Here is a 22,751-nt window from a genome sequence, read left to right as displayed (position 1 = left end):
GTAAACTCCGGTCACGCACTATCCACACAACTCCTACATTCCTGAACGTTTCGATTGAATTCATGATGTCTTCGCGTCCCCAATCGCCCACGCCGGGCAATGGCCAGGCCGACGAGTGCGTGACGCTCGTCGCTACCGCGTCGCTGCCCACGCGTTACGGTACGTTCACGTCGTACGCTTTCCGCGTATCGGGCAGCGATGCCGAACATCTCGCGCTCGTGATGGGCGACGTCGCCGGCGAGCAGTCCGTGCTGACGCGCCTTCATTCCGAGTGCCTGACCGGCGATGTATTCGGCTCGTACCGCTGCGACTGCGGCGAGCAGCTCGATCTCGCATTGCGTTACATCGCGGCCGAAGACCGCGGCGTGCTGCTGTATCTGCGCGGCCATGAAGGGCGCGGGATCGGCCTGAGCAACAAGATCCGCGCTTACGCGCTGCAGGAGCAGGGGCGCGACACCGTCGAGGCGAACCTCGACCTCGGCCTGCCTGACGACGCCCGCGAATACGACTCGGCTGCCGCGATTCTCCGGATCCTTGGCGTGACGTCGGTGCGGCTGATGAGCAACAACCCGGCGAAGTTCGATACGCTCGCGAAGCACGGTATTCCGGTTTGCGAACGCGTGGCGCTTGCGGTGCCCGTGCGTGAGGAAAACGAGCGTTATATCCGTACGAAGCAGACGAAGTTTGGGCATTACTTCGAGGAAAACGAGTAATCGCCGCGGGCGCACCGGCGCCCGTTTCTCGTCATCTGTTCCCTGGATCGTCGCCTGCAAAGGCGACGATTTTCATTTCTCCCATCCGTTCCGCTTTCAGGTTTGTGACGGCGCTCGCGTTATGCCGCCTGAACGATCCATCGCCCCTATGTCCACACCGTCGAAGATCGAAACCGAGCGCTTGACGCTGCGTCGCTGGCGGCCGACGGATGCGGGCGCGCTGTCGGCGATGCATGGGGATCCAGACGTGACCGCATGGCTCGCGCGCGGCCCGATGTCCGTTGACGAGGCGAGCGACGTCATCGCGCGCTTCGACGCGCATTTCGAGGCACACGGTTTTGGCCCGTGGGCCATCGAGCGCCGTGCCGACGCGATGCTGATCGGGGTGTGCGGCCTGTCGCACGAAGCGCGAGCAACGCATCCGATGGCGCCGTGCGTCGAGATCATGTGGCGGCAGGCGCGTCACGCCTGGGGGCATGGCTACGTTGCCGAAGCGGCCGCTGCCGCATTGGCCGACGGGTTCGACCGGATCGGGCTCGGCGAGATCTTCGCGTGGACGGCCGACACCAACCTGCGGTCACGGCACGTGATGCAGCGGCTCGGCATGCAGCATCAGCCCGCGCGTGATTTCGACCGCCCTGCGTTGCCGGACGGGCACGCGCTGCGTCGGCACGTCGTGTATGCCGCTCGCGCCGCCGGCCTGGCCGGCGCGTAACGGTTCACGCGTGTTCGCCTGTCAGCGCCATGTGCCGTTCTGCAGCACGATCCGGTAGCCGTCGGCATCCTCGAAGGTCTGGCCGGATATTTCCCAGTACGGATTGAACGACGTCACCGGCATGAAGCCATGTTCTGTGGCGCGCGCGCATGCAGCCTCCCATTCCGGCCGATCGGGCAGGTAGAACACGATCAGGTCTTCGGGCGTCGGTGACGGCGCGATCGGATGGTCGGGGCAATGCGTGAATTCGAAGTGATAGTCGAGGCCGTCGCGCCCGAGCATCACGCCGGAAAACCCGTCGTGATCTTCAAAGCGCGCAAGAACGGACAACTCGAGGGCGTCGCGATACATGCGCTCGGTGCGGGCGAGGTTGCTGACCGGGCGGGCAATGCGCAGATGGGCGTGCAAGATGGCCTCGGGGGCGAGTGGCGGGCCGGTCAATGATAAGCCGGCCGATCCGGATTGCGTGTGACGAACGGAGCGCGCTTCGGCGCAGGCCCATCGTATCGAACGATATGGGCTCCTTCCGGCCAAACGAATCGAACCGCCGAACCTCGTCTCGTGAAAGAAAAAAACATGACGCTCCCGATCAAATGCGCGCACCCCATTGCAGCCGGTGCTTGTCAGGACAACCTTCGACGTGCTGTTTTCGCGTCAGTCTGTCGATCGATGGGCCGACGTGCCGATCCCGGGCGAGTGCGCGCAAATGAGTAAGCCCGATCTCCGTCGGCCGGTTACCGGCCCTTATCGCCAGTCGCGATGGGCGGGCGCGTTGGAGGTTGCCTTTGGATGGGGTGGCCAAGGGAACGATGGTGCTGGTTGGACTCGGCATGGTCGCGTTGGCGGCCCTGACGGGCGACGTGAGCGCGCTGGTGGATCTACCAACGACCAAAAAGGGCTGGTTGTACCTGCTGCTGGTCGTGATCGGGGTGGTGGCGCTGATATTTGCGGTACACCACTACTGGCCGTGGCCGTCTGGTGTGCGCCCGGCAGGTTAGGCGGGGTGGAAGGAGATCTGTCCCCGTAATTCGCGCAGGCAAGAAAAAGCCCGCTACATTGAGCGGGCTGAATCCATGTTTGGAGACATGGAGGAGACAGACGTAAATTTAAGGGAAAACCCGAGGCATGGCAAGCCCTAGTTGTATCGATACAACTTTCTGTTGCATCGCACTCACATGCCGCCTGCCCGGGCGTGCGCCGCAAACGCGCTGAAACGCTCCTGCGCGACCGGTAACGCGTACTTGTCGCGCATCTCCGTCTCGATCCATGCGCAGGCCTCGCGCGCGCAGTCGGTCAGCGCATGCCGCGTCGCATGGCCATCGATGTCGTAGACGAAGCGCACGCCGACCTCGTCGTCGGCCACCTGCCGCTCGAGCTGGTTGAGCTGCAGTTGCGGCCCATGCTGTTGCGACAGCGCACGGAGTTCGTCGAAGTGATATTCGAGCCAGTCGGCAAAGAACAGCGCGTCGCTGTGGCACGGCAGCCGGAAGGCCGCGCTGCGCGACGGGCGCGGCGCTGCTTCGCCGGCCGACGTGTGCGGGTCGCCGTCAGTGGCGATGGACGCGTCGACGGGCGCAAGCGGCTGCTGAATCTGGCGGTAGGGCTCGCGATCACGCAACGCGTGCCACAGCAATTCGTCGCCGGCGGCGCCGGATGGCTGCATCGTCAGGTCATGCCGGCCTTCGCCAGCCGGCGCGATGTCGCGGATCACGAGGCGCAGCGAGCAGAGCGGCTCGTCCGCGACCAGCAGCGTCGCCGCGCGCGGCAACCCGCAGACGAGCGGCGCGGCGCCGGCCGCACGGAACACGAGCCCGCGGCGGTCGAGCCGCACGAGCGGCAGCGGCCGGGGAAACGACGGGTAGGCGACCGCGATGCGGGCGCCGTTGGCGCTCGTCAACCCGGGCATCATCGCGCGAAAGACCTGAGACTGGTCCACGTTGATTCTCCTTCGTTACGATACCGCCCGGACAGAAACGCGCGTTCCGGTTCAGGCGGCGATGGCTTGCCGGGCGGCCTGCCCCGGCTCGATTCCTAGTGCGGCAAACGTTTGCGGATCGATGTCGATCCAACACGCGACCACCAGACGTCCGTCAACCTGCTTCGGCGGGCCTGCGCGGTGCGCGTGTATGCCGATCCGGCGGAACAGCCGTTCCATGCTCGCGAACGTCACGCCGATCAACTGCCGCGCGCCAAGCTGCGCCGCGCATTCGACGACGGCTGCGAGCATCGGGCGCACGGCCCATTCGGCATTGCCCGGCCCGCCTTCGTCGTCGGTTGCCGCAAACCGGGACAACTCCCAGACGGCGGCCGATTGCGGCAGCGGCATGTCTTCGGCGATCAGGTCGGCGAACAGCGACTTCAGCAGATACGGGCGCGTCGTCGGCAGCAGGCGCGCACATCCGCACATGTCGCCGCCGGCGTTCCGCGCGAACACGTACACGGTATCGTCGCGATCGAACTGGTCGCGCTCGAAGCTTTCGTTCGCCGACGGGAGAGCCCAGCCGAGCTGCTCGACGAACACACGGCGCCGGTAGCGCCCTAGATCCGCCGCAAGTTCGTGTGGCAACCGCCCTTCCTCGTGAACGAAGGTCCGCATGGTGTCCTCGGATCTGTGCTTTTGTATGCATGCATTACATCGCGCAGCACGAGGGGGCTGTAACTGGTAACTCTTACAGGATCGCGTCGGAAAGACGCTGTTTAGGACGTGGTAACGGTTTCTTGATCAACGGGATTGAAAACCGTGGCGCTTTTGCTTATAAAGAGCGCCAGCATGGCGGAAATTGTCAGAGGAATAGAGGCGCAGCCAGTTGTCACTGGAGCGTCGGACCGGCATGATAGGCGTCGTTGTGCCCGAGCAGGGCCGACGCGACCGCGGCGGGCCAGTCGATGCACGCGAGCCGTGCGGCGAGCGCGGCGGCCGTGCGGACCATGCCGATGTCGGCGCCCGTGGCGTCGGTGACCATCACGTTGCTGCGGACGTCGCCGCCCGCGATCACGAACGCGCCCGTCGCGCGTTCGAGGTACCAGTCCCAGCCGATCGTCACGTAAGCGACGCCGGCGCTGGCCGGGCGGTGCCATTCGGTGTAGCCGGCGAGGCGCGCGTCGATGGCGCTGTCGCGCAATTCCTCGAGCAGCGATGCGTCGAGGCCGCTTGCGACATGGTCGAGCGCAAGCACGGCTAGTGCGCTTTCTGACAGGCGTACGTAGCCGTCCGGGGACGGGCCGGGGACCGAGTGCAGCAAAGGTGAAGTCATGCGCGGAATGTATCAGCCTCGAACGGGTCTGGAACCTGACAAGTATGACAGCGTGACGTTGTCGGAGAATGAATGGAACTGCGCTGGCAGGATGCCTATCAACAATTCAGCGCCGCGGAAGACGAGCAGCAGCTCTTCCAGCGGATCGCCGCCTATTCCAAGCGGCTGGGATTCGAATACTGCTGTTACGGCATTCGCGTCCCGCTGCCCGTATCGAAGCCCGCGGTCGCGATCTTCGATACCTATCCGGACGGCTGGATGGCGCACTACCAGGCGCAGAACTACATCGAGATCGACTCGACGGTTCGCGACGGCGCGCTCAGCACCAACATGATCGTCTGGCCGGACGTCGACCGGATCGAACCGTGCCCGCTGTGGCAGGACGCCCGTGATTTCGGGTTGTCGGTGGGCGTCGCGCAGTCGAGCTGGGCGCCCCGCGGTGCGTTCGGCCTGCTGAGCATCGCCCGCCATGCCGACCGGCTGACGCCGGCCGAGATCAACATGCTGACGTTGCAGACCAACTGGCTCGCGAACCTGTCGCATTCGCTGATGAGCCGCTTCATGGTGCCGAAGCTGGCGCCGGCGGCGGCCGTCACGCTGACCGCGCGCGAGCGCGAGGTGCTGTGCTGGACGGCCGAGGGCAAGACCGCGTGCGAAATCGGGCAGATCCTCAGCATCTCGGAGCGGACGGTCAACTTCCACGTCAACAACATCCTCGAAAAGCTGGGCGCGACGAACAAGGTCCAGGCCGTCGTCAAGGCCATCTCGGCCGGGCTGATCGAGACGCCCTGACAGGGCGTGAAGGCGGCAGCGCAATATGCAGCTGCCGCCGGGCCGCTCACTCCATCATCGGCTCCGCTTCCTTCGCGGTCCAGCTCACGCTGGAAATGCTCTTCTCCATGCTCATCCGGCTCGCGATCTGCTCGAGCTTCTGCTGATCCTTCGGATGCAGCTTCAGTGTCGCAGTCACCTTCAGCCGGTCCGGCTGGTCGGGCACGTCCTCGCTCGTAAGGCTCTGGAACGACAGCGGCTTCGCATACATCGCGTTCGACAGCAGCGTGCGGATGTGCACTTCGTCGGAGGCCAGGCAGATCACGGTGATCTGGTATTCGCGCACGAGATCGGCGTTCGATACCGGCGTCGCGTTGATCGCCTGGCTGACGCTGCGCAACAGCGTATTGGTGACCAGCACGACGCCGGTGCCGGCGAGCGCCGGCACGTAATGACCGGAACCGGACAGCACGCCGACGGCGGCCGAGCACCACAGCGTCGCGGCGGTGTTGATGCCCTGGATCGAACCCTTGTCGCGCATGATCACACCGCCGCCGAGGAAGCCGACGCCCGACACGACGTAGGCGGCGATCTGCGTGACGCCCGCGACGCCGTTGCCGGTCAGCACGCCGAGCGTGACGAACAGGCACGCACCGCTCGCGACGAGCGTGATCGTGCGCAGGCCGGCCGTGCGCTGGCGCATCTGGCGCTCGAGGCCGATGGCGACGCCGCAGGCGAACGCGGTGAAAAGACGAAGTGCGAAATCGAAAGTCATGGTTGTCCTGCCGTGCAAGAAGCGCGTGCCGTTTCGCGTCGCTGCGGCGCAAGGCCGAAGGCGGCACGAAGATAGCCGTCATCGCGCGGTACTGTACCGCGCGAATGCGTCATTCAGTGTGAAACGGGAGGCGTGCGGCTCGCGGAACGCGAGCCGGGCAGGAGAACTGCGTCGGACAGGCGTTCAGGCGGCAAGCGGCGCACGCAACGGAGTGCTGCAACTGTCCACGATGGTTCCTGAAGGAAGAATGGGCGGCATTCTAGTGGGCGGCGAGCGCAGGCGTCAACCGCCTCGCGGCGGCTGCGCTACTGCGCCGAGCCGATCGTTCCCGTCGCGAGCGCGAGTGCGGCGGCGGCCGACAGTGCACCGGCATAGCTGTCGACCTCCGCGTTGCGGGCGGCGAGCAACTGGCTTTGCGCGATCGTCGCATCGGTGACCGAACCGACGCCGTTCCGGTACGCGGTCAGCGCCGCGTCGTAACTCGTCTGCGCGGCATCGACGAGCGCCTTCGCGGCGTCGTGCGACGCCAGGCTCGTCTGTACCGCGTTCTGCGCGGCGACCACCTGGCGGACCGCTTCCTCCTTGGTCCGCGTGAGGCGCGCGGAGGCGCTTTCCGCGTCGTTGCGCGCCTGCATCAGCACGGCCGAGCGCAGCCCGCCGTCGTACAGCGGAATCGTCACGCCGAGGAACACGCCGCCGCCGTAGCGGCTGCCGTTCAGATTGACGGTCGGCGCCTGGTCGCCGATCGCGGGCAGCGCGGAGATGGACGTGCCGCCGCTCGCGTACGACGTCGACGCGGACAGGAAAATCTTCGGCATGAACGCGGCTTCCGCGGCCTTGATCTTCGCGCGATTGGCCTTTTCGAGCGCGAACGCGCCCTGCAGGTCGGGGCGGCGCGCGATCGCATCCGACACGATCGCGTCGACCGACGAGCCGAGCGAGGGCGGCAGCGGCCGCTTCGGCAGCGCGGCGACGGTTGGCTTCGACAGCGGCGAGATGCCGAGCGCGGAGACGAGGGCGAGGTAGCCGTCGCTCTCCGTGCCGTTGGCCTGCACGAGCGCGAGGTTGGCCTGTGCGCGGTTCTGCGTCGCCTGTGCGAGTTCGACGACCGTGCCGACGCCGTGCTTGAGCCGCGCGCGGGACGCCGCGAGGATCGCGTCCGCGTTCGCGAGGCCCTGCTGGGCGCTGAGCGCGCGCGAGCGTGCGGCTTCGTAGCGGTAGTACGCGACGGTCACGTCGTGGATCACCTGCTGGTGAACGGCCGTGAACGCGACGTTCGACGCGATCGACGCCTGTTCGGCCGCTTCGACGCGCGCCGCGCGGCCGCCGAAATCGAACAGCAGCCATTGCAGCGACAGCGCCGAGATGGTGCCGTGCACGGTGGAGTTGCTCGACGAGTCGCCGAGGAACGACGACGTCGACCCGTGGTTTGCCTGGTAGCCGCCCATGGCCGTCGCGGACAGCTTCGGCAGGTAGGCCGTCTTGGCCAGGCCGACCGCGAGCGCGGCGTTGCGCGCGTCGTTCCACGCGATACGGGTCAACGGGTTCGCAGATTCGGCGAGATCGATCAGCTCGGGCAGCGTGTAAGCGTGCGCGGCATCGAGCGCGGCCGGCGGCGAGACCGACGCGAGCGCCGGCGAGGCGGGCAGCGTGTAGTCGTGCGAACCTGGCGCGGACGCGCGCGGCGGGCCAGGCACGATGTCGCCTGCGGCGGACGTTTGCGGCTGCCACGGGCGGTCGGACGCCTCCGGCGCCAGATCGATCGACGACGTCGCGCACCCGGCCAGCGCGACGGCGGTCGCGACGGCGGCGGCGGCGATCGAGGCGGCCGGCGGTTCAGGTAGGCGCATGGGGAACGGGCTCCTTCGGTGTGGCTTGACGGGCGGCATCGGCGATGTGCGCGAGCCGCGTGTCGATCAGGTTCAGCAGCGCGTCGCGCGCGGGGTCGGCGGGGGCTGCGCGCGGCGGCATGGCCGGCGGCGCGGAGGGCTCTTGATCGGGCGCGGCGTCGTCGTCGCGCGGTTCGGTCACGCGGGCGAGCTGCGCACCGATCGCCGCGTCGCCGGGCTTGCGTTCGGCGAGCAGGAACAGCGGCCCTTCGAGCGCGCCGAGCTCCGCGAGCGCGCGCCGTCGGGTGGCCAGCCACGACGCGGCCGGCCGTACCCACGACGGTTCGTAGTGGACCAGCCCGAGCTCCTGCGTGATCGCGCCGTGGCGGGCGAACGCCTCGGCCGCGAGCGCGCGCCGCTCGGCCGGCTGCGCGACCTGCACGAGGCGCCGCCACTGTTCGATCAGCGCGGTGAGCCCGGCGTCGATCTGCTTGCCGATGCTGACAGGCCAGATGCGCGTGAACACGAGATACACGACGACGTTGCCGAGCAGGATGCCGATCGTGCGATCGCGCGCGATCGTCAGGTCGAAGCCGGGGCCGGCGCCCTGGATCACGCACAGGAAAAACGCGAACGCGATCTGGAAGCCGGCATACGCGATGCGCGGCGAGCCGAATGCGACCCACGCGGCGAGCCACCCGCCGGCGAACACCAGCGCCATCAGGTGGCCGACCGACGATAGCGACGGCACGACGAAGACGAGTGCCGCCGTGCCGAGCAGCGCGCCGACGATGCAGCCGAAGATCCGCAGCGTAAGCTTCTCGACCGTCTCGGCCGTCGAGCCGAGCGACACGATGTAGCAGGTGACGACGCAGGTATGGATGCCCGACCAGTCGAGCTGTGAGTACAGCAGGTAGCAGAAGATCGCCGCGGCGGTGGTCTTCAGCGCGTAGCGGATGTGGTCGGGATTGGTGCGCGCGTCGGGCAGGAAGAAGCCGCCGCGCGGGGCGGCTGCGGGGGCGTCGGGGGCAGTTGCCGAAGCCGTCGAAGCCGTCGAAGCCGTCGAAGCCGTCGAAGCCGACGAAGCCGACGAAGCCGACGAAGCCGACGAAGCCGACGAAGCCGACGAAGCCGACGAAGCCGACGAAGCCGACGAAGCCGACGAAGCCGACGAAGCCGACGAAGCCGACGAAGCCGACGAAGCCGACGAAGCCGACGAAGCCGACGAAGCCGACGAAGCGACATCGGTCGTTGCGGCCGGTTCCGCGAAATGCGTGATCGCCGCATGGAGATCCGTCGCAGCAACTCGTGCGAGCGGCGGCAGCGTGCCGGTCGGCGGTAGCGCGAGCGTCACGTCGACCGGGTAGCCGCCCTGGTCGAGGATGTCGGCCATCTCGTCGAGCGTCGCGGCGATCGGGGCGGCGTATGCGTCGGGCAGCCGTGCATCCGGTTCGCGATCGGCCAGTGCGACGCCGACGAGCAGCGCGGTGCTCGATGCCACGGCCTGCCGCAACGCCGCGAAGTCGGCGGCGGACGACGAACCTTCGAGTTTCGACAGCTTGAGCCACGTGAGCAGCTGCTTGTCGCCTTCGTGCAGGCTGGCATTGAATGCGTCGCGCGCGGCATCGTCACCGCGCAGCCGCTGCGCGGCGAGCCGCAAGCGCTTCGCGAGTTGCGCGTGCGCGAGCTTGCGCGGCGACGGCGCGATCAACAGGTTGACGACGATCGCGACCCCGACGGGAATCGCGATCGTCAGCCAGATGTACAGCAGCGCGCGCGTTGCAGCTTCGCCGAACGGCGCGAGGCCGAGCTGGTCGAGCCCGAAGCCGACGATCATCGCGAGGATCGCGCCGACCGGGCGCAGCTTGCTGGCTGACGTCAGATAGAGGAGGCCGACCGACAGCACGGCCATGCACGCGACTCGCAGGATCGAATAGTCGATGCTGAAGATCGCGATGCCGAGCACGAGCCCGATCACGATCGTGACGATCACCAGCAGCGCGGCCGCGAGCACGACGCTCGTCACGCGGTCGGCCCGGATCATGAAGAACACGACGTACGCGGACAGCGCGGCTTCGGGCGTGCCGTAGGCGGCCGTCACGAGCGCGGTCAGCGCGCAGATCAGCGCAACCCGCACGGCAATCGACGTGCGCCCGGGAAACGGCGCGAGCAGTCGCAGGACTTCGCGCGGGCCCGGCGACCGAACCTCAGCGGCAGGCAGTGCCATGCCGGACCTCGACGATCGCGCTGGCGCCGACGCGCACGAGCTTGCCGTCGGGTTCGTCGAGCTTCACGCGCACCGGGAAGCGCTGCGCGACGTGCACCCAGTTCACCGAGTTCTGCACGATCGGCAGCGTGCGCGGCAGGTTGATGCGGGCGCTGTCGGCAATGCCTGCGCCGACGCCGACGACCTTGCCGGTCAGCGGGCGGCTGCGGTCGATCATCGAATAGACGGTTGCGCAGTCGCCGACCTCGATGCGGCTCAGCGACGTTTCGCGGAAGTTGCCGACGGCGAACCATTCGCTCGCGTCGATCAGCGTGAAGATCGACTGGTTCGGCGCAAGGGTTTCGCCGGCGAGCACGCTCAAGCCCGTGACGAGCCCATCGTGCGGCGCACGCACGACGGTGTCTTCGAGCGCATGCTGCGCGCGGGCCAGCGCGGCCTCGCGCGCATGCAGCGTCGCGATCGCGTCGGCGTCGTCGCCGATCGTCTGCGCGGACGCGCGCTGCTGTTCCTGTGCCTGCGCGAGCGACACGGCCGCGTCGCGCTGGCGGACCTTCGCCTGGTCGAACTGCTGCGCGCTGACGTAGCCCTGCGCGGCGAGCGGCGCGAGCCGGTTCACGTCGCGCGTGGCAAGGTCGTTGTTCTGGGTCGCGCGCTTGACCTGCTCGGCGGCCACGGCCGCGTTCGAGCGCTCGCCGATCAGCGAACGGCGGCGCGTGTCGAGCGATGCGCGCGCGAGTTCGAGGTCGGCCTGCGCCTGCGCAACCGTCAGCCGGTACGGCACCGGGTCGATGACGTACAGCAGGTCGCCTTTCGCGACGCGCTGGTTTTCATGTACCGCGAGCTGCACGATGCGGCCGCCGACCGGCGACGCGACGTGCACGACGTCCGCGTCGATCGACGCGTCGTCGGTGGACGGGTAGGCCGTCGTGCGGTAGTACGCGTACACGAGTGCCGCGATGCCGAGCGCGACGATCGCCAGGGCGATCACGCGGCCTTTGACGGAGGGGCGGGCGATACCGGCGGCCTTCATGCGAACGGCCCCGTGCCGGTGAGCCACACGATCACCGCGACCACGAGCCCGATCGCGGTGCAGACGGCCAGCTGGTAGGGCACCGTCGCGGCCCAGCCGGTCGCGACGAATACGCGGTGCGCGACGATCGCGCCAATGACGCCGACGATCGCGCTGACGAGCCAAAGCGGGAAATACGCGCCGAACAGGACGTACGACGGTGCGCCGCGCGATGCGCAGCCCGCGAGCGGCAGGGCTGGCGCCAGGACGGCGGCGACGCGCAAGGGCGCGCGCGGCGTTGTTTTTCTCATGGTGTGACGAGCTCGACGTTGGGGGTGGATGCCGGGCGCGGCGCAATGCGAATCGTCGCCGCGACGACGATTCCGGGATATGGGGCCGATAATAGATCAGCGCGATGCGGACCGCCAGCCACCCGCCCCGTGCACCGTGGGGGGGATTACCGGTCGGGGGGGCGTGTCCGCCCGTTCGGCACCGCGTTTCTGCAATGATGGTCGGACCGTCGCGATTCTGCCAGCGCACGCTCGCGTAGGGTTGCTAACGGACTGTAAAGAATCGTCAGACGAACGAAGGGCGGCCGATTTGTCGTGTCGACAGCGCGGAATCGGGACGGAAAAGGCCGATTGCCGTTCGAACGCTGGGGAATGTGGTCGATTCGGCGGATCGGGGGGCGATGTTGACGGGTGGGTCGACCGGATTGCGTGTAAAGCGCGGCAGCGTGTCGTGATCGGCGACGCAGATCCGCGACGGGCGTTCGGCCTGAGCGGTCTGCTAGTTTGCCCGCCCGCGAGAGCGGCGACACGCAGTGCCTTCGGGCAAGACGCTGACGTTCGCATCGATCATCCGGCCGCCTTTCTCGAAGTGGCTGACCGGGATGGGCAAGCGCAGCGTGCGCTGCATGTCGGTAACGACGGGCTTCGGGAAAGCGTCAACGTCGCTCGCGTCGGGCGGGCCGATGAAGACGCGGTCGAGCGGTGCGCCGAGCGGCGTCGAAGCCCGGCCGGCGACCGGTCGTCACAGCCGCGATCTGTGTACCATCGTACGTATGGCGCGACGCGCGGCACGGAGCCTCACGGCCTCGTGCAACATGCAACGCGGAAGCGGTATCGGTATCGCAACGAAGGTGAGTGTTCCATGCGAAGTTTCTTTGTCCGGTTCATTGCAATCGGCATGCTGTTCCATCTGTACGTCGGGATTCGGATCATTCCCGATGCATTCACGTCGCCGGTCGCGCGCACGATCGCGGCGCTCGTGCTGGCGAGCTTCGTCGTGCTGATCCCGGTCGGCATGTTCTCGCGCCGCTTCGACGAAGGTTGGGCCGCGACGCTGGCCGGCTGGGCCGGCTCGCTCGTGATGGGCTTCTTCTCGTCGCTGCTCCTGCTGACGTTCCTTCGCGAATTCGTGCTGCTCGGCGTGTCCGGATGGCGCCATCTCGGGCACGACGGCGCGTGGCCCGGCGCGGCGACCGACACGGCGATCGGCGTGCTGGCCGGCGCTGTGTTCGTGACCGTGATCGGGTTCGTCGGTGCGCGCCGCACGGCGGCGGTCAAGCGCGTGTCGATCCCGGTCGCGGGGCTGCCGGCCGGGCTCGACGGGCTGACGATCGTGCAGCTGTCCGATATTCACGTCGGGCCGACGATCAAGCGGCCCTACGTCGAACGGATCGTGCGCGCGGTCAACGCGCTCGATGCCGACCTCGTCGTCGTGACGGGCGATGTAGTCGACGGCTCGGTCAAGCGCCTGCGCGACCACACGGCGCCGCTCGGCCGCATGCAGTCGCGGCACGGCAGCTTCCTGGTGACGGGCAACCACGAGTATTACGCGGGCGCGCATGCGTGGATCGACGAGTTCCGCCGCATCGGGATCACGGTGCTGCTCAACGAGCACGTGCTCATCGAACATGACGGGGCGCACGCGGTGCTCGCGGGCGTCACCGATTTCACGGCGGGCGGGTTCGATCCCGCCCATCGCAGCGACCCCGTGCAGGCGCTGGCGGGTGCGCCCGGCGATGTCGGCACGAAGATCCTGCTCGCGCACCAGCCGCGCAGCGCGGAAGCGGCCAACCGCGCCGGCTTTACCGTGCAGTTGTCGGGGCATACGCACGGCGGCCAGTTTCTGCCATGGCCACCGTTCGTGCGGCTGCAGCAGCCGGTGATCGGCGGGCTCAGCCGCATCGGCGATCTGTGGCTCTATACGAGCCGCGGCACCGGATACTGGGGGCCGCCGAACCGTTTCGGCGTGCCGTCCGAGATCACGCTGATCCGGCTGACGCGCGGCGGGTAGGGCACGCTCCCTCGTTTGGACAAGGCCGGCGCAAGCCCGACATCGACGGGCGCCGGCGCCGGCCATCGGCCGTCACTCGATGCGGCGATGTCGTCGAAATCGAAGCGCGGGCTGTGCGGGAACAAGCCGGCCGGATCGCCATAGCCGAGATTCACGAGGAAGTTGCGTTTGATCGCGGTGCCCGCGAAGAACGCGGCATCGACTTTCGCGCCGTCGAAGCCGGACATCGGGCCTGCGTCGACGCCGAGCGCGCGCGGCCACCTTGCAGCCGCGAATGACAGCGCATGGCAGTGTGCGACGCCGTTGGCTAGTATGCAGGCATGCACCGTTCGCTCGGTTCTTCGCCCGTTTCTCCCGACATGTCGACACCCGATTTCTTCGCTGACACGCCCGCACCCGATGTGGACTGGTACCCGGACTGGCTGGCGCCGTCCGATGCCGATCGCGCGCTGGCCGCGTTGATCAACGAGGTCGCGTGGCAGCAGGACACGATCCGCACGCCGCGCGGGCGCATTCCGTTGCCGCGGCTGACCGCATGGCAGGGCGAGCCGGACGCCGTCTACGTGTATTCGGGGATCCGCAACGTGCCGGCGCCGTGGACGCCGGCCGTGCTCGACCTGAAGCGCGCGGTCGAGGCGACCTGCGGCGCGCGCTTCAACAGCGTGCTGCTCAACCGCTACCGCAACGGGCAGGACAGCCTCGGCTGGCACGCGGACAACGAGCCCGAGCTGGGCGATGCGCCGGTGATCGCATCGGTGAGCCTCGGGGCGATGCGCGTGTTCGACCTTCGGCATCGCAAGACCGGTGTCACGCATGCGTATCGCCTCGGGCACGGCAGCCTGCTCGTGATGCGGGGCCGCACACAGGCCGAATGGCAGCATCGCGTACCGAAGGCGCCGGGCGTGCAGGGCGAGCGCGTGAACCTGACGTTTCGGCGCGTGATGCCGACGGGTACGGGCAGGTAACCCCGCCCATCACCGACGTGACTGGATCGCCGGGCAATGCGCGCCCCGTTTTTGCTATTCATGGGCGATCGATACAGGCAAGCGGTCGCGTGTGCGGCACGTTGCCGCACGAGCGCTGAACCATGCGCGCTGAAACGGCGCTGAGGCCCGTGCCATATGGGGTTCAGGAAATTTGATCGACCGCCCGGTTCCGATAGATGAGTGAAACCTCTGATGGTGCGTCGCAACAATCCTTGACTAGACTGTCGAATGGCAAAAGCGCGTCGCATCCCGGCGCGATCCTTTCGACATGCCCCAAGCGTTGCCGATGCGGTGCGCAAGGGGGCAGGAGCAAAACGCGTGACCGTATTCGACCCTTCCTTCGAACCCTCGCTGCACGTCTTCGAACAAGACGGCGGATGGCAATGGGCGCTGACGGTGAAGCGGGCGACCGGCGTTGGCGTGAAAGTCGTTGCGTTCAGCCGGGACGGCTTTCGCGGCGAAGCCGAGGCCTACGCCGCCGGCCAGCTTGCCCGCGCCGCGTATGACGCCGCCGTGACGGCCTGACGCCGTCGCGTCGATCCCGCCGCCCGAGGATCGTCTTCATCGCTTGCCGCCCGCCGCCGGGTGGTTTTTCCCGATCGTTTTCAGTTTTCCGTCGCCTGTCGCGCTTTGCGCGACAGCGCGTGCGGCGCGCTTGCGCGCCCGTCCGCCCGAGCTCGCCGCGCCAAATGGTCCGTACCATTCGACACGTGTGTGCCATACGCCGCGCTTAACGTCCCTGCACTGCGTCCGTCGCGCCGGCGATGCGGCTCTTCGCGCCGTGATTCGAAGCGCGGACGTGGTTCGATATCGTAATAACATATGACGTTATTGCGTTGGCGGGACGATGACGTCCTGCTTCTTCACCAGGAGCCACCCATGCAACTCTCCCAGCTAGGCGGACATGTCGCCCAGTCCGGTTTCGCCGAACGGCAGAAGCACGCCCAGGCGCTGATGTTCGGCATGGCCGACATCAACGAGTATGTTTCCGGCGGCGTCTGCTACGACGCCGCGGCTTATGTCCGGTACCTGCTGCGCAGCGATGCGATGATCGCGCCCGGCGCGCTGCTCGACACGATCGGCCAGCACTGGCGAACCCGTTTCAACTTCGAGACCGGCGGTGAATGGGACGGGCGCGCGAGCATTCCGGCGGGAACCGCGGTCGGCTTCTCGCGCGGCGGCACGGTCTTTCATGCGGCGATCGCCGTCGGCGGCAGCCGGATCCGGGCGATTAACGGCGGCCGCCTGGGCAGCGGATGGATGTATGCAGTCGACCTGGCGCGCGTGCTCGAGCCGGATGCGGCCGGCGGCTTCACATACGATCGAGCAAACATCCGGGTTCACCTGTCGCGCCTGTAGGCCGCCCGGCCTTGCCTGCCGCGCCTGCTGCCGCGCACGCGGCTGCCTTCCCGCGCTGCCGGCCGCGCCGGCATGGCGTGGCGCTGTCCATCGCTGCTATCCTCTCGACCGTGATTGACTCTCCACGGCGTCGCGACCCGCATGCTGCGGTGCGGCGATGCACGCGGTGTGAACCCCGTGCGCGCTGAGGTAGCATGACTGAATATCCACGACGATCCGTGACCTGTTACGTGACTGATTTCCTACCGTCCATGTCCACATGGTCAAGACAACGATGAGCGACGCACCTGAAACCGCGGCGCCCGGCGACGACGAACCGTCCGGCGGCGCGTCGTCCTATCTGGTGCCGGGGCTCGAACGCGGGCTGCGGATCCTCGCCGAATTCTCCGCGCGCGAGCCGGTGCTCGGCGCGCCCGAACTGTCGAAGCGCATCGGCATTCCGCGCACGACCACGTTCCGCCTGCTGCAGACGCTCGAAGCGCTCGGTTTCCTTGAGCGCGTGAACGGCGATCGTTATTTTCGGCTCGGCGTCGGCGTGCTGCGGCTCGGCTTCGAATACCTGAATTCGCTCGAACTGACCGATCTCGGCGCGCCCGTGCTCGAACGGCTGCGCGACGCGACCAGCCTGTCGACGCATCTGCTGATCCGCGACCAGCGCGACGTCGTGTTCGTCGCGAAGGCGCAGAGCAACGCGTCGATGTTCGGTTCGGTGAAGGTGCACGTCGGCACGCGCCTGCCCGCGCATGCGACCGTGCACGGCCACGTGCTGATGGGCGACCTGACGCGCGACGCACTGCGCCAGCTCTATCCGGAAAAGCGGCTCGAGCAGTTTACCGAGCGCACGCCGGGTACCGTCGACGAACTTTACGAGCGCGTGCGCCATTACGCGCGGCTCGGCTACGCGGTGAGCGAGGCGGCGTTCGAGAGCGGCATTTCGGCCGTGACCGCGCCCGTACGCGATCATTCGGGCTCGATCGTCGCGGCGATCACCGCGACCGTGCCGCGCTCGGAAATCGGCGAGGCCCGCGAGAAGGAACGGCTCGTCGAAGCCGTGTGCGGCGCGGCGGTCGACCTGTCACAGCGGCTGAACTATCGTCCGCTCGAAAGCGATCCGACCTTCGCGCACGCGCGCCACAAGGTCGCGATGTTCTGAGTGTTCCGATGCGCGGCCGGCGGCCGTATAAATGCCATATGCGAATGACAAAAGCGGCCCGCGGGCCGCTTTTGTCGTTTCAGGCGACGCACGCCCGACGTCGTTCAGAACGAGTGGTGGATCCCGGTGAGCACGATCACCTGGTTCGCCGTGCTCGACACACCTGCCGTGAAGAAAGCGGCCTTTGCACCGCCCGAACCGTGCTCGTACAACACGTTCGCGTAAAGCTGCGTGCGCTTCGACAGCGCATAGATGTCGCCGAGCTCGACCTGCGTCCAGCGGCGGCCGGCCAGCGTCGTGGTCGCCGCGCCGCCCGCGATCGTGTTGAACGCGCTGCTGCGGTAGTTCACACCGGCGTCGTAGCTCTGGAACGTGTCCGAAAAGCCGTTCGACTGCATCTTCGTGCGCGTGTACAGGCCATGCACGAGGAAGTCGCCGAACTGGTAGGACGCGCCCGCCCCGATGTTCTCGACCTTGCTCGCGGTGTAGCCGTTCGCGGTGTTCTGCCCCTGGAACGACGTGATGCCGGTCGTGCTGATCAGGATCGCGCGGTCGTGCTCGTTCGAGTACACGGCCGACGCCTTGAACGGCCCGTTCGCATAGTTCAGCGCGACGCCGACCGACTTGCCGGTCGAGAAGTTCGTCGTGTTGCCGAGCGCCATCGTCGCCGCGGCCGAGAAGCCCGCGAAGGTCGGTGAGCGGTACTTGACCGAGTTGTTGTACGGCACGTTGCCGGTCGCGGCGAGCCCGTCGATGTTGCCGGGGTGGAACGCGTACCAGCTCATCGCGAGGTAGGCCGTGCTGAGCGGATCGAGATAATCGAACGACAGCGGCGTCTGACGGCCGAGCGTCAGCGTGCCGTAGCGCTCCGAGCCGAGGCCGACGAAGGCCGCGCGGTTCCAGATCGTGTTCGCGGTCGCGAACTGGCCGTTGTTCGTATAGAAGCCGTTTTCGAGCTGGAAGATCGCCGACAGGCCGTCGCCGAGGTCTTCCTTGCCCTTCAGGCCCCACCGATCGGGCTGCGTATTGCCCTGGATCATCGCCCACTTCGCATGGCCGCCGACGTTGTTCACGTACGCGACGCCCGCATCCATGCTGCCGTACAGCGTCACGCTGCTCTGTGCCCACGCGCCCGACACGGCGCCCACTCCGATCACTGCTGCTGCTACCGCATGCTTGACCATTTGATCTCCTGAATCTCCAACCTGATGAATACGTGCCGTGGCGGCATGCGCGGGAACGGCCGGCCGTCGCGCCTTTTCGCCATCGGGTGGGCATTCGTATGTTCCATATAAGGAACAGTGTGCCTCTGATGGAATGGAGTATAGGGGTGTCTCGCACCGTATCAAAAATAATTTTTTCGGGACGGATGGGTTTCCGGCCGACGCCCGGCGTCGGTGCACGAAACCCGCGTAAACCCGGTAAAGCCCCGTCATATAACAAAAAATTTCATTTGGTGAGGTGGGCGCATGTGATTGCCGACCCGGCGGTCAGTGTTTTCCCTAGGGCGTGCAGCTTTTTGTTTTACTCGTGGAAAGTCGCTCCTATAATCACCATCCATAAACTGCTGTTCCGGGTATGGAACAAATCGGAACAAACCGAGAGTCGATCAGAAGGAAGGGTGTGAGATGTCTGAACAATGGGTTTGCGCCGGGCACGCCGGCGCGCTGTCGGAAGACACGCCGATCGAGTTCAAGCGGACCGACGGCGTCGAAATCGGGATCTACCGCGTCGGCGACGACGTGTATGCGCTCGAGAACGTGTGCCCGCATGCATACGCGCTGCTGACGCAGGGGTTCGTCGACGAAGGCACGGTCGAATGCCCGCTGCACGAGGCCGTGTTCGACATCAAGACGGGCGAATGCCTGAAGGGTCCGGGCGGACGCGCACTGAAGCAGTACGCGGTGCGGCTCGCCGGCGAGGAAATCCAGATCAAGGTGGAGTGACATGAAAGAAGCGACCGTGAATTTCAATCCCTTCCTGAAGCCGTGGGTGGCGCCGCAGCCGAACAACGTCGCGGGCAAGGGGCAGATCGAGATCCCCGGCCAGGTCGAGAACCAGGTCTGGCAGAACCGCAAGGCCGCCCCGACCCAGTATGAAAACGACCTCGGCGATGCGCTCGAACGCGTGTTCGAAGCCGGCGCGACCGAGCTGGACGAGGTCGTCGCGGGCCTGAACCGCATCGGCTTCCGCGCGCCGGACGGCACGGTTTGGACACCTGAGCGCTTCCGCGCCGAAATGGCCTCGCTCGCGGAATGACCGCGTAAGCGCCGACCGCCGACCCGACGACAACCGCATCCGGAGCACACTGATGACGTCCCCCGAACAACACGCAGCACAACACGACCCGGTCCGTGCCTATCTCGACCGCGGCATCAAGAACTACTGGTATCCCGTCGCGCCGAGCTGGCAGGTGTCGAATGCACCGGTCGGCCTCACGCGCCTGTCCGAGCAGATCGTGCTGTGGCGCGATCACGACGGCAAGGTCCATGCGCTCGAGGATCGCTGCCCGCACCGCGGCGCACGCCTGTCGCTCGGCTGGAACCTGGGCGGCAACATCGCGTGCTGGTATCACGGCATCGAAGTCGACGGCGGCGGCACGGTCAACCGCGTGCCGGCCGTATCGAACTGTCCGCTCGAAGGCACGAAGTGCGTGAAGTCGTATCCGGTCGAGGAGAAGGCCGGCGCGATCTTCCTGTGGTTCGGCGACGAAGCGCACGGCGAGCCGGCGCCGCTGAACCTGCCCGAGGAACTGGTCGACGACGCGTACGGCCACTTCCTGTGCGTGTCGAACTGGAAGTGCAATTACCAGTACGCGATCGACAACGTGATGGACCCGATGCACGGCGCGTACCTGCATGCCACCTCGCACTCGATGGCCGAAGGCGACAAGCAGGCCGACATGCGCGTGCGCAAGACGGAAACGGGCCTGATGTTCGAGAAGATCGGCCAGCGCGACGTGAACTTCGACTGGGTCGAGCTTGGTGAAACGGGCTGCCTGTGGATGCGCCTCGCGATCCCGTACAAGCAGAAGTTCGGCCCGGGCGGCAACTTCGGGATCATCGGCTTCGCGACGCCGGTCGACGGCGACAACTGCCAGGTCTACTTCTGGCGCACCCGCAAGGTCAGCGGCTGGCAGCGCGACGTGTGGCGCTTCATGTACCGCAACCGCCTCGAGGGCCTGCACTGGGACGTGCTCGAGCAGGACCGCTACGTCCTCGAAAGCCTCGCGCCGAATGCGCGCGATCACGAATACCTGTACCAGCACGACGTCGGCATGACGCGCGTGCGCCGGATGCTGCGCACCCGTGCGCAGGAGCATCTTGCGGCGCTCGACGCACATCGCGCGGCGCAGGCGCAGGCCGCCTCGGAGCCGGCAAATGGCTGAGCGCGCTCCGGTCGTGTCGCTCACGGGGCGCCGCGTGCTCGTGACGGGTGGCGCGCGCGGGCTCGGCGCGGCGTTCGTGAAGGCGCTCGTCGAAGCGGGCGCGCAGGTCGCGTTCGGCGACGTGCTGGCCGACGAAGGCCGCGCGCTGGCCGCGCAACTCGCCGAAGCCGGCCATGTCGTGCATTGCTTCGCGCTCGATCTCGCCGATCCGGCGAGCGTCACCGCGTTCGTCGCGCAGGGCGCGGCGGCGCTCGGCGGCGTCGATGCGCTGATCAACAACGCGGCGATCACGAACTCGGGCGGCAAGCTGTCGACCGAGCTCGACGTGTCGACGTGGGACGCCGTGATGAACGTGAACGTGCGCGGCGTGTGGCTCGTCAGCAATGCGGCGCTGCCGTATCTCGCGCAGTCGGGCCGCGGCGCGATCGTGAACCTCGCGTCGGACACAGCACTGTGGGGCGCGCCGAAGCTGCTCGCGTACGTCGCGAGCAAGGGCGCGGTGATCGCGATGACGCATGCGCAGGCACGCGAGTTCGGCGCGCACGGCGTGACGGTCAATGCGATCGCGCCGGGGCTGACCGAAGTCGAGGCGACCGCCTACGTGCCGGCCGAGCGCCACGCGTTCTACCTGCAGGGCCGCGCGCTGACGCGTGCGCAGGTGCCCGACGACGTGACGGGCCCCGTGCTGTTCCTGCTGTCGGACGGCGCGCGCTTCGTGACGGGTCAACTGCTGCCGGTGAACGGCGGCTTCGTGATGAATTGATTGAATTGAAGTTTTCACTCTGATGAAGGAGAGGACGATGGCGGACGCCGATCTCGAACGCAAGTCGTGGGACCAGCCGGAAGGCGCAAGCTTCAACGACTGGATGGAAGGGCGCGTGGCGCGCTACGCAACCCGTCGCTACGACTGGGACGCACTGAAGTTCCAGGCCGACTACGACCCGAAGTACCGCCGTGCGCAGATGCGCTACGTCGGCACGGGCGGCACGGGCGTCGCGAAGGACGTCAACACGGTGCCGGCCGGCGGCTTCACGTTCTCGACGATGGTCATCCCGGCCGGCAACATCGGCCCGAGCCACATCCACATGGACGTCGAGGAAATCTTCTTCGTGCTGCGCGGCAAGATGAAGGTGATCTGCGAGCGTGACGGCGAGACGTGGGAAGCGATCCTCGGCGAGCGCGACCTGATCTCGGTGCCGCCGGGCGTGTATCGCACGGAAATCAACATCGGCGAGGAAGATGCGCTGATGTGCGTGATGCTCGGTTCGCCGAAGCCGGTCACGCCGACCTATCCGCCCGATTCGCCGCTCGCGAAGATCAAGCGCTGAGACGGAGCAGGTGAAGCAATGAGTGTCATCGACAAACGTGAACGCGACCGCACCGCGGCGTTCGCCGCGCTGCTCGGGCAGTTTCCGGAACAGCGTTGCGCGGCCGGCGCGGCGGGCACGATCGGTTATCGCGAGGCCGGCGCGCAGCATGCAGGCCGTGCGCTGCCCGTCGTGCTGCTGCACGGCATCGGCTCGGGCGCCGCATCGTGGGTCCGCCAGCTCGACACGCTCGGCGCATCGCGGCGCGTGCTCGCGTGGGATGCGCCCGGTTACGGCGTGTCGACGCCGGTGCACGGCGCGTCGCCGGCAGCCGCCGATTACGCGGCATCGCTGAACGCGTGGCTCGAGGCACTCGGCATCGAACGCTGCGTGCTGGTCGGTCATTCGCTCGGCGCGATCATCGCGGGCGGTCTCGTCCGCGTGATGCCCGCGCGGATCGCCGGCCTGCTGCTGGTGTCGCCCGCGGGCGGCTACGGCAGCGCACCGGCTGAAACGCGCGAATCGCGCCGCGACGCGCGGCTCGCGATGCTCGCCGAACTCGGCCCGGCCGGGCTCGCCGAGCAGCGCAGCGGCAACATGCTGTCCGGTTTCGCGAACGAGGATGCGCGTGCGTGGGTGCGGTGGAACATGGCGCGCATCGTGCCGGCCGGCTACGCGCAGGCCACGCATCTGCTTGCGAACGCCGATCTCGCGACCGATCTCGCCGGCTTTCGCGGCCGCACGGCCGTGGCCGTCGGCGCGAACGACGCGATCACGCCGCCTGCTGCATGCGAGCGGATCGCCGCGGCCGCGCACGTCGGGCTGCAGGTGATTCCGCAAGCAGGCCATGCCGGCTACGTGGAAGCACCGGCCGTCTATTCCGCACTGATCGACACGTTCTGCCGTCAGTGCGACCAACAGCGGGGACTCGTATGAACTACCCCCACGCTCACGTTCGTTCGCT

At 67.3% G+C, this 22,751-nt stretch carries 25 protein-coding genes and 1 pseudogene; 15 read left to right on the top strand and 11 right to left on the bottom strand.

The annotated features are described in order from the left end of the window. The first annotated feature begins 62 nt into the window (after positions 1-62). On the top strand, positions 63-713 hold the full coding sequence (gene ribA, locus CFB39_RS27230; protein ID WP_069260282.1) for a GTP cyclohydrolase II: 651 nt from the start codon (positions 63-65) through the stop codon (positions 711-713). Continuing rightward, positions 643-1,428 carry a GNAT family N-acetyltransferase gene (locus CFB39_RS27225; protein WP_256991460.1) on the top strand — a complete coding sequence of 262 codons (786 nt, stop codon included), beginning with the start codon at positions 643-645 and terminating at the stop codon, positions 1,426-1,428. Before ribA ends, CFB39_RS27225 begins: the two co-directional genes overlap by 71 nt. Before the next feature lie 21 nt (positions 1,429-1,449). Here CFB39_RS27225 and CFB39_RS27220 read toward each other — a convergent pair whose 3' ends face one another. Then, a complete protein-coding gene (locus CFB39_RS27220) occupies positions 1,450-1,836 on the bottom strand; it encodes a VOC family protein (RefSeq protein WP_089427154.1) in 387 nt (128 codons plus the stop codon). 386 nt (positions 1,837-2,222) lie between these two features. Between CFB39_RS27220 and CFB39_RS27215 the strand changes: the two genes are divergently transcribed. After that, the gene (locus CFB39_RS27215) at positions 2,223-2,426 is read left to right on the top strand and encodes a hypothetical protein (protein WP_256991483.1); all 204 of its coding nucleotides are present in this window, start codon (positions 2,223-2,225) and stop codon (positions 2,424-2,426) included. A gap of 173 nt (positions 2,427-2,599) precedes the next feature. Here the strand turns inward: CFB39_RS27215 and CFB39_RS27210 are convergent, their stop codons facing one another. From CFB39_RS27210 to CFB39_RS27200, 3 genes are all read right to left on the bottom strand, one after another. Next, positions 2,600-3,364, bottom strand: a complete 765-nt coding sequence (locus CFB39_RS27210; RefSeq protein WP_179257735.1) for a hypothetical protein — start codon at positions 3,362-3,364, stop codon at positions 2,600-2,602. A gap of 51 nt (positions 3,365-3,415) precedes the next feature. Then, positions 3,416-4,024, bottom strand: coding sequence for an acyl-homoserine-lactone synthase (locus tag CFB39_RS27205; RefSeq protein WP_027789397.1), 609 nt, complete (start codon positions 4,022-4,024; stop codon positions 3,416-3,418). 214 nt (positions 4,025-4,238) lie between these two features. Continuing rightward, positions 4,239-4,682 carry a DUF4902 domain-containing protein gene (locus CFB39_RS27200; RefSeq protein WP_089432911.1) on the bottom strand — a complete coding sequence of 148 codons (444 nt, stop codon included), beginning with the start codon at positions 4,680-4,682 and terminating at the stop codon, positions 4,239-4,241. Positions 4,683-4,754: 72 nt separating this feature from the next. On the opposite strand from CFB39_RS27200, the gene CFB39_RS27195 reads away from it, so the two are divergent. Beyond that, positions 4,755-5,474: an autoinducer binding domain-containing protein gene (locus CFB39_RS27195; protein WP_089432910.1), complete on the top strand. Its 720-nt coding sequence runs from the start codon at positions 4,755-4,757 to the stop codon at positions 5,472-5,474. Between the two features lie 46 nt (positions 5,475-5,520). Here the strand turns inward: CFB39_RS27195 and CFB39_RS27190 are convergent, their stop codons facing one another. The 5 genes from CFB39_RS27190 to CFB39_RS27165 all read right to left on the bottom strand — a co-directional run bounded on the left by CFB39_RS27190 (position 5,521) and on the right by CFB39_RS27165 (position 11,604). Beyond that, complete coding sequence (locus CFB39_RS27190) at positions 5,521-6,228, bottom strand: MgtC/SapB family protein (RefSeq protein WP_089475152.1); 708 nt, start codon at positions 6,226-6,228, stop codon at positions 5,521-5,523. Positions 6,229-6,533: 305 nt separating this feature from the next. Then, a complete protein-coding gene (locus tag CFB39_RS27180; protein ID WP_089475151.1) occupies positions 6,534-8,078 on the bottom strand; it encodes a TolC family protein in 1,545 nt (514 codons plus the stop codon). Then, the gene (locus CFB39_RS27175) at positions 8,065-10,284 is read right to left on the bottom strand and encodes an FUSC family protein (RefSeq protein ID WP_179257734.1); all 2,220 of its coding nucleotides are present in this window, start codon (positions 10,282-10,284) and stop codon (positions 8,065-8,067) included. Before CFB39_RS27175 ends, CFB39_RS27180 begins: the two co-directional genes overlap by 14 nt. Further along, positions 10,265-11,314 carry a multidrug transporter subunit MdtN gene (mdtN, locus tag CFB39_RS27170; RefSeq protein ID WP_089475150.1) on the bottom strand — a complete coding sequence of 350 codons (1,050 nt, stop codon included), beginning with the start codon at positions 11,312-11,314 and terminating at the stop codon, positions 10,265-10,267. The genes CFB39_RS27175 and mdtN overlap by 20 nt, the downstream gene beginning before the upstream one ends. Further along, entirely contained in the window at positions 11,311-11,604 is a 294-nt protein-coding gene (locus CFB39_RS27165; RefSeq protein ID WP_011354664.1) for a hypothetical protein, read from the bottom strand. Before CFB39_RS27165 ends, mdtN begins: the two co-directional genes overlap by 4 nt. 841 nt (positions 11,605-12,445) lie before the next feature. On the opposite strand from CFB39_RS27165, the gene CFB39_RS27160 reads away from it, so the two are divergent. Continuing rightward, positions 12,446-13,594 carry a metallophosphoesterase gene (locus CFB39_RS27160; RefSeq protein WP_089475149.1) on the top strand — a complete coding sequence of 383 codons (1,149 nt, stop codon included), beginning with the start codon at positions 12,446-12,448 and terminating at the stop codon, positions 13,592-13,594. Between the two features lie 83 nt (positions 13,595-13,677). Here the strand turns inward: CFB39_RS27160 and CFB39_RS27155 are convergent. Beyond that, positions 13,678-13,848 (bottom strand): annotated as a pseudogene (locus CFB39_RS27155) (nitroreductase family protein); the annotation flags it as partial. Positions 13,849-13,953: 105 nt separating this feature from the next. On the opposite strand from CFB39_RS27155, the gene CFB39_RS27150 reads away from it, so the two are divergent. The 4 genes from CFB39_RS27150 (at position 13,954) to CFB39_RS27135 (ending at position 17,092) form a co-directional block, all read left to right on the top strand. Beyond that, positions 13,954-14,559, top strand: coding sequence for an alpha-ketoglutarate-dependent dioxygenase AlkB (locus CFB39_RS27150; protein WP_256991459.1), 606 nt, complete (start codon positions 13,954-13,956; stop codon positions 14,557-14,559). Positions 14,560-14,898: 339 nt separating this feature from the next. Next, positions 14,899-15,105, top strand: coding sequence for a hypothetical protein (locus CFB39_RS27145; RefSeq protein ID WP_089429068.1), 207 nt, complete (start codon positions 14,899-14,901; stop codon positions 15,103-15,105). 297 nt (positions 15,106-15,402) lie between these two features. Then, positions 15,403-15,939, top strand: a complete 537-nt coding sequence (tecA, locus tag CFB39_RS27140) for a type 6 secretion system effector deamidase TecA (RefSeq protein ID WP_226202780.1) — start codon at positions 15,403-15,405, stop codon at positions 15,937-15,939. A 259-nt stretch (positions 15,940-16,198) separates the two neighbouring features. Beyond that, on the top strand, positions 16,199-17,092 hold the full coding sequence (locus CFB39_RS27135; RefSeq protein WP_089475147.1) for an IclR family transcriptional regulator: 894 nt from the start codon (positions 16,199-16,201) through the stop codon (positions 17,090-17,092). 104 nt (positions 17,093-17,196) lie between these two features. On the opposite strand, the gene CFB39_RS27130 is transcribed toward CFB39_RS27135, so the two are convergent. Next, the gene (locus CFB39_RS27130; RefSeq protein WP_089427168.1) at positions 17,197-18,276 is read right to left on the bottom strand and encodes a porin; all 1,080 of its coding nucleotides are present in this window, start codon (positions 18,274-18,276) and stop codon (positions 17,197-17,199) included. Between the two features lie 444 nt (positions 18,277-18,720). Here CFB39_RS27130 and CFB39_RS27125 point away from each other — a divergent pair, with 444 nt between their 5' ends. Genes CFB39_RS27125 through CFB39_RS27100 form a run of 6 tightly spaced genes read left to right on the top strand, consistent with a single transcriptional unit; the run spans position 18,721 to position 22,723 of the window. Then, entirely contained in the window at positions 18,721-19,038 is a 318-nt protein-coding gene (locus CFB39_RS27125; RefSeq protein ID WP_011354710.1) for a non-heme iron oxygenase ferredoxin subunit, read from the top strand. Position 19,039: 1 nt separating this feature from the next. Beyond that, positions 19,040-19,351, top strand: a complete 312-nt coding sequence (locus tag CFB39_RS27120) for a recombinase-like helix-turn-helix domain-containing protein (protein ID WP_069251900.1) — start codon at positions 19,040-19,042, stop codon at positions 19,349-19,351. A 52-nt stretch (positions 19,352-19,403) separates the two neighbouring features. Next, positions 19,404-20,480 carry an aromatic ring-hydroxylating dioxygenase subunit alpha gene (locus CFB39_RS27115; RefSeq protein ID WP_089475146.1) on the top strand — a complete coding sequence of 359 codons (1,077 nt, stop codon included), beginning with the start codon at positions 19,404-19,406 and terminating at the stop codon, positions 20,478-20,480. Further along, positions 20,473-21,243 (top strand): SDR family oxidoreductase, encoded by a 771-nt coding sequence (locus tag CFB39_RS27110; protein ID WP_089475145.1) that lies wholly within the window; start codon positions 20,473-20,475, stop codon positions 21,241-21,243. Before CFB39_RS27115 ends, CFB39_RS27110 begins: the two co-directional genes overlap by 8 nt. Positions 21,244-21,280: 37 nt before the next feature. Then, positions 21,281-21,808, top strand: coding sequence for a cupin domain-containing protein (locus CFB39_RS27105; RefSeq protein ID WP_039344094.1), 528 nt, complete (start codon positions 21,281-21,283; stop codon positions 21,806-21,808). An 18-nt stretch (positions 21,809-21,826) separates the two neighbouring features. Beyond that, positions 21,827-22,723, top strand: a complete 897-nt coding sequence (locus CFB39_RS27100; RefSeq protein WP_089475144.1) for an alpha/beta fold hydrolase — start codon at positions 21,827-21,829, stop codon at positions 22,721-22,723. Positions 22,724-22,751: the final 28 nt, after the last annotated feature.

Origin of the sequence: Burkholderia sp. AU6039 (assembly GCF_002223365.1) — a bacterium.
Classification (GTDB): Bacteria; Pseudomonadota; Gammaproteobacteria; order Burkholderiales; family Burkholderiaceae; genus Burkholderia.
This window is presented reverse-complemented; position numbering and strand designations above follow the sequence as displayed.

Excerpts from the sequence above, each read along its gene's own strand:
- ribA (WP_069260282.1), top strand. The coding sequence starts at position 63 with ATGATGTCTTCGCGTCCCCAATCGCCCACGCCGGGCAATGGCCAGGCC.
- CFB39_RS27205 (WP_027789397.1), bottom strand. The coding sequence starts at position 4,024 with ATGCGGACCTTCGTTCACGAGGAAGGGCGGTTGCCACACGAACTTGCG.
- CFB39_RS27200 (WP_089432911.1), bottom strand. The coding sequence starts at position 4,682 with ATGACTTCACCTTTGCTGCACTCGGTCCCCGGCCCGTCCCCGGACGGC.
- CFB39_RS27195 (WP_089432910.1), top strand. The coding sequence starts at position 4,755 with ATGGAACTGCGCTGGCAGGATGCCTATCAACAATTCAGCGCCGCGGAA.
- CFB39_RS27190 (WP_089475152.1), bottom strand. The coding sequence starts at position 6,228 with ATGACTTTCGATTTCGCACTTCGTCTTTTCACCGCGTTCGCCTGCGGC.
- CFB39_RS27180 (WP_089475151.1), bottom strand. The coding sequence starts at position 8,078 with ATGCGCCTACCTGAACCGCCGGCCGCCTCGATCGCCGCCGCCGCCGTC.
- CFB39_RS27175 (WP_179257734.1), bottom strand. The coding sequence starts at position 10,284 with ATGGCACTGCCTGCCGCTGAGGTTCGGTCGCCGGGCCCGCGCGAAGTC.
- mdtN (WP_089475150.1), bottom strand. The coding sequence starts at position 11,314 with ATGAAGGCCGCCGGTATCGCCCGCCCCTCCGTCAAAGGCCGCGTGATC.
- CFB39_RS27165 (WP_011354664.1), bottom strand. The coding sequence starts at position 11,604 with ATGAGAAAAACAACGCCGCGCGCGCCCTTGCGCGTCGCCGCCGTCCTG.
- CFB39_RS27160 (WP_089475149.1), top strand. The coding sequence starts at position 12,446 with ATGCGAAGTTTCTTTGTCCGGTTCATTGCAATCGGCATGCTGTTCCAT.
- CFB39_RS27150 (WP_256991459.1), top strand. The coding sequence starts at position 13,954 with ATGTCGACACCCGATTTCTTCGCTGACACGCCCGCACCCGATGTGGAC.
- tecA (WP_226202780.1), top strand. The coding sequence starts at position 15,403 with ATGACGTTATTGCGTTGGCGGGACGATGACGTCCTGCTTCTTCACCAG.
- CFB39_RS27135 (WP_089475147.1), top strand. The coding sequence starts at position 16,199 with ATGGTCAAGACAACGATGAGCGACGCACCTGAAACCGCGGCGCCCGGC.
- CFB39_RS27130 (WP_089427168.1), bottom strand. The coding sequence starts at position 18,276 with ATGGTCAAGCATGCGGTAGCAGCAGCAGTGATCGGAGTGGGCGCCGTG.
- CFB39_RS27125 (WP_011354710.1), top strand. The coding sequence starts at position 18,721 with ATGTCTGAACAATGGGTTTGCGCCGGGCACGCCGGCGCGCTGTCGGAA.
- CFB39_RS27120 (WP_069251900.1), top strand. The coding sequence starts at position 19,040 with ATGAAAGAAGCGACCGTGAATTTCAATCCCTTCCTGAAGCCGTGGGTG.
- CFB39_RS27115 (WP_089475146.1), top strand. The coding sequence starts at position 19,404 with ATGACGTCCCCCGAACAACACGCAGCACAACACGACCCGGTCCGTGCC.
- CFB39_RS27110 (WP_089475145.1), top strand. The coding sequence starts at position 20,473 with ATGGCTGAGCGCGCTCCGGTCGTGTCGCTCACGGGGCGCCGCGTGCTC.
- CFB39_RS27105 (WP_039344094.1), top strand. The coding sequence starts at position 21,281 with ATGGCGGACGCCGATCTCGAACGCAAGTCGTGGGACCAGCCGGAAGGC.
- CFB39_RS27100 (WP_089475144.1), top strand. The coding sequence starts at position 21,827 with ATGAGTGTCATCGACAAACGTGAACGCGACCGCACCGCGGCGTTCGCC.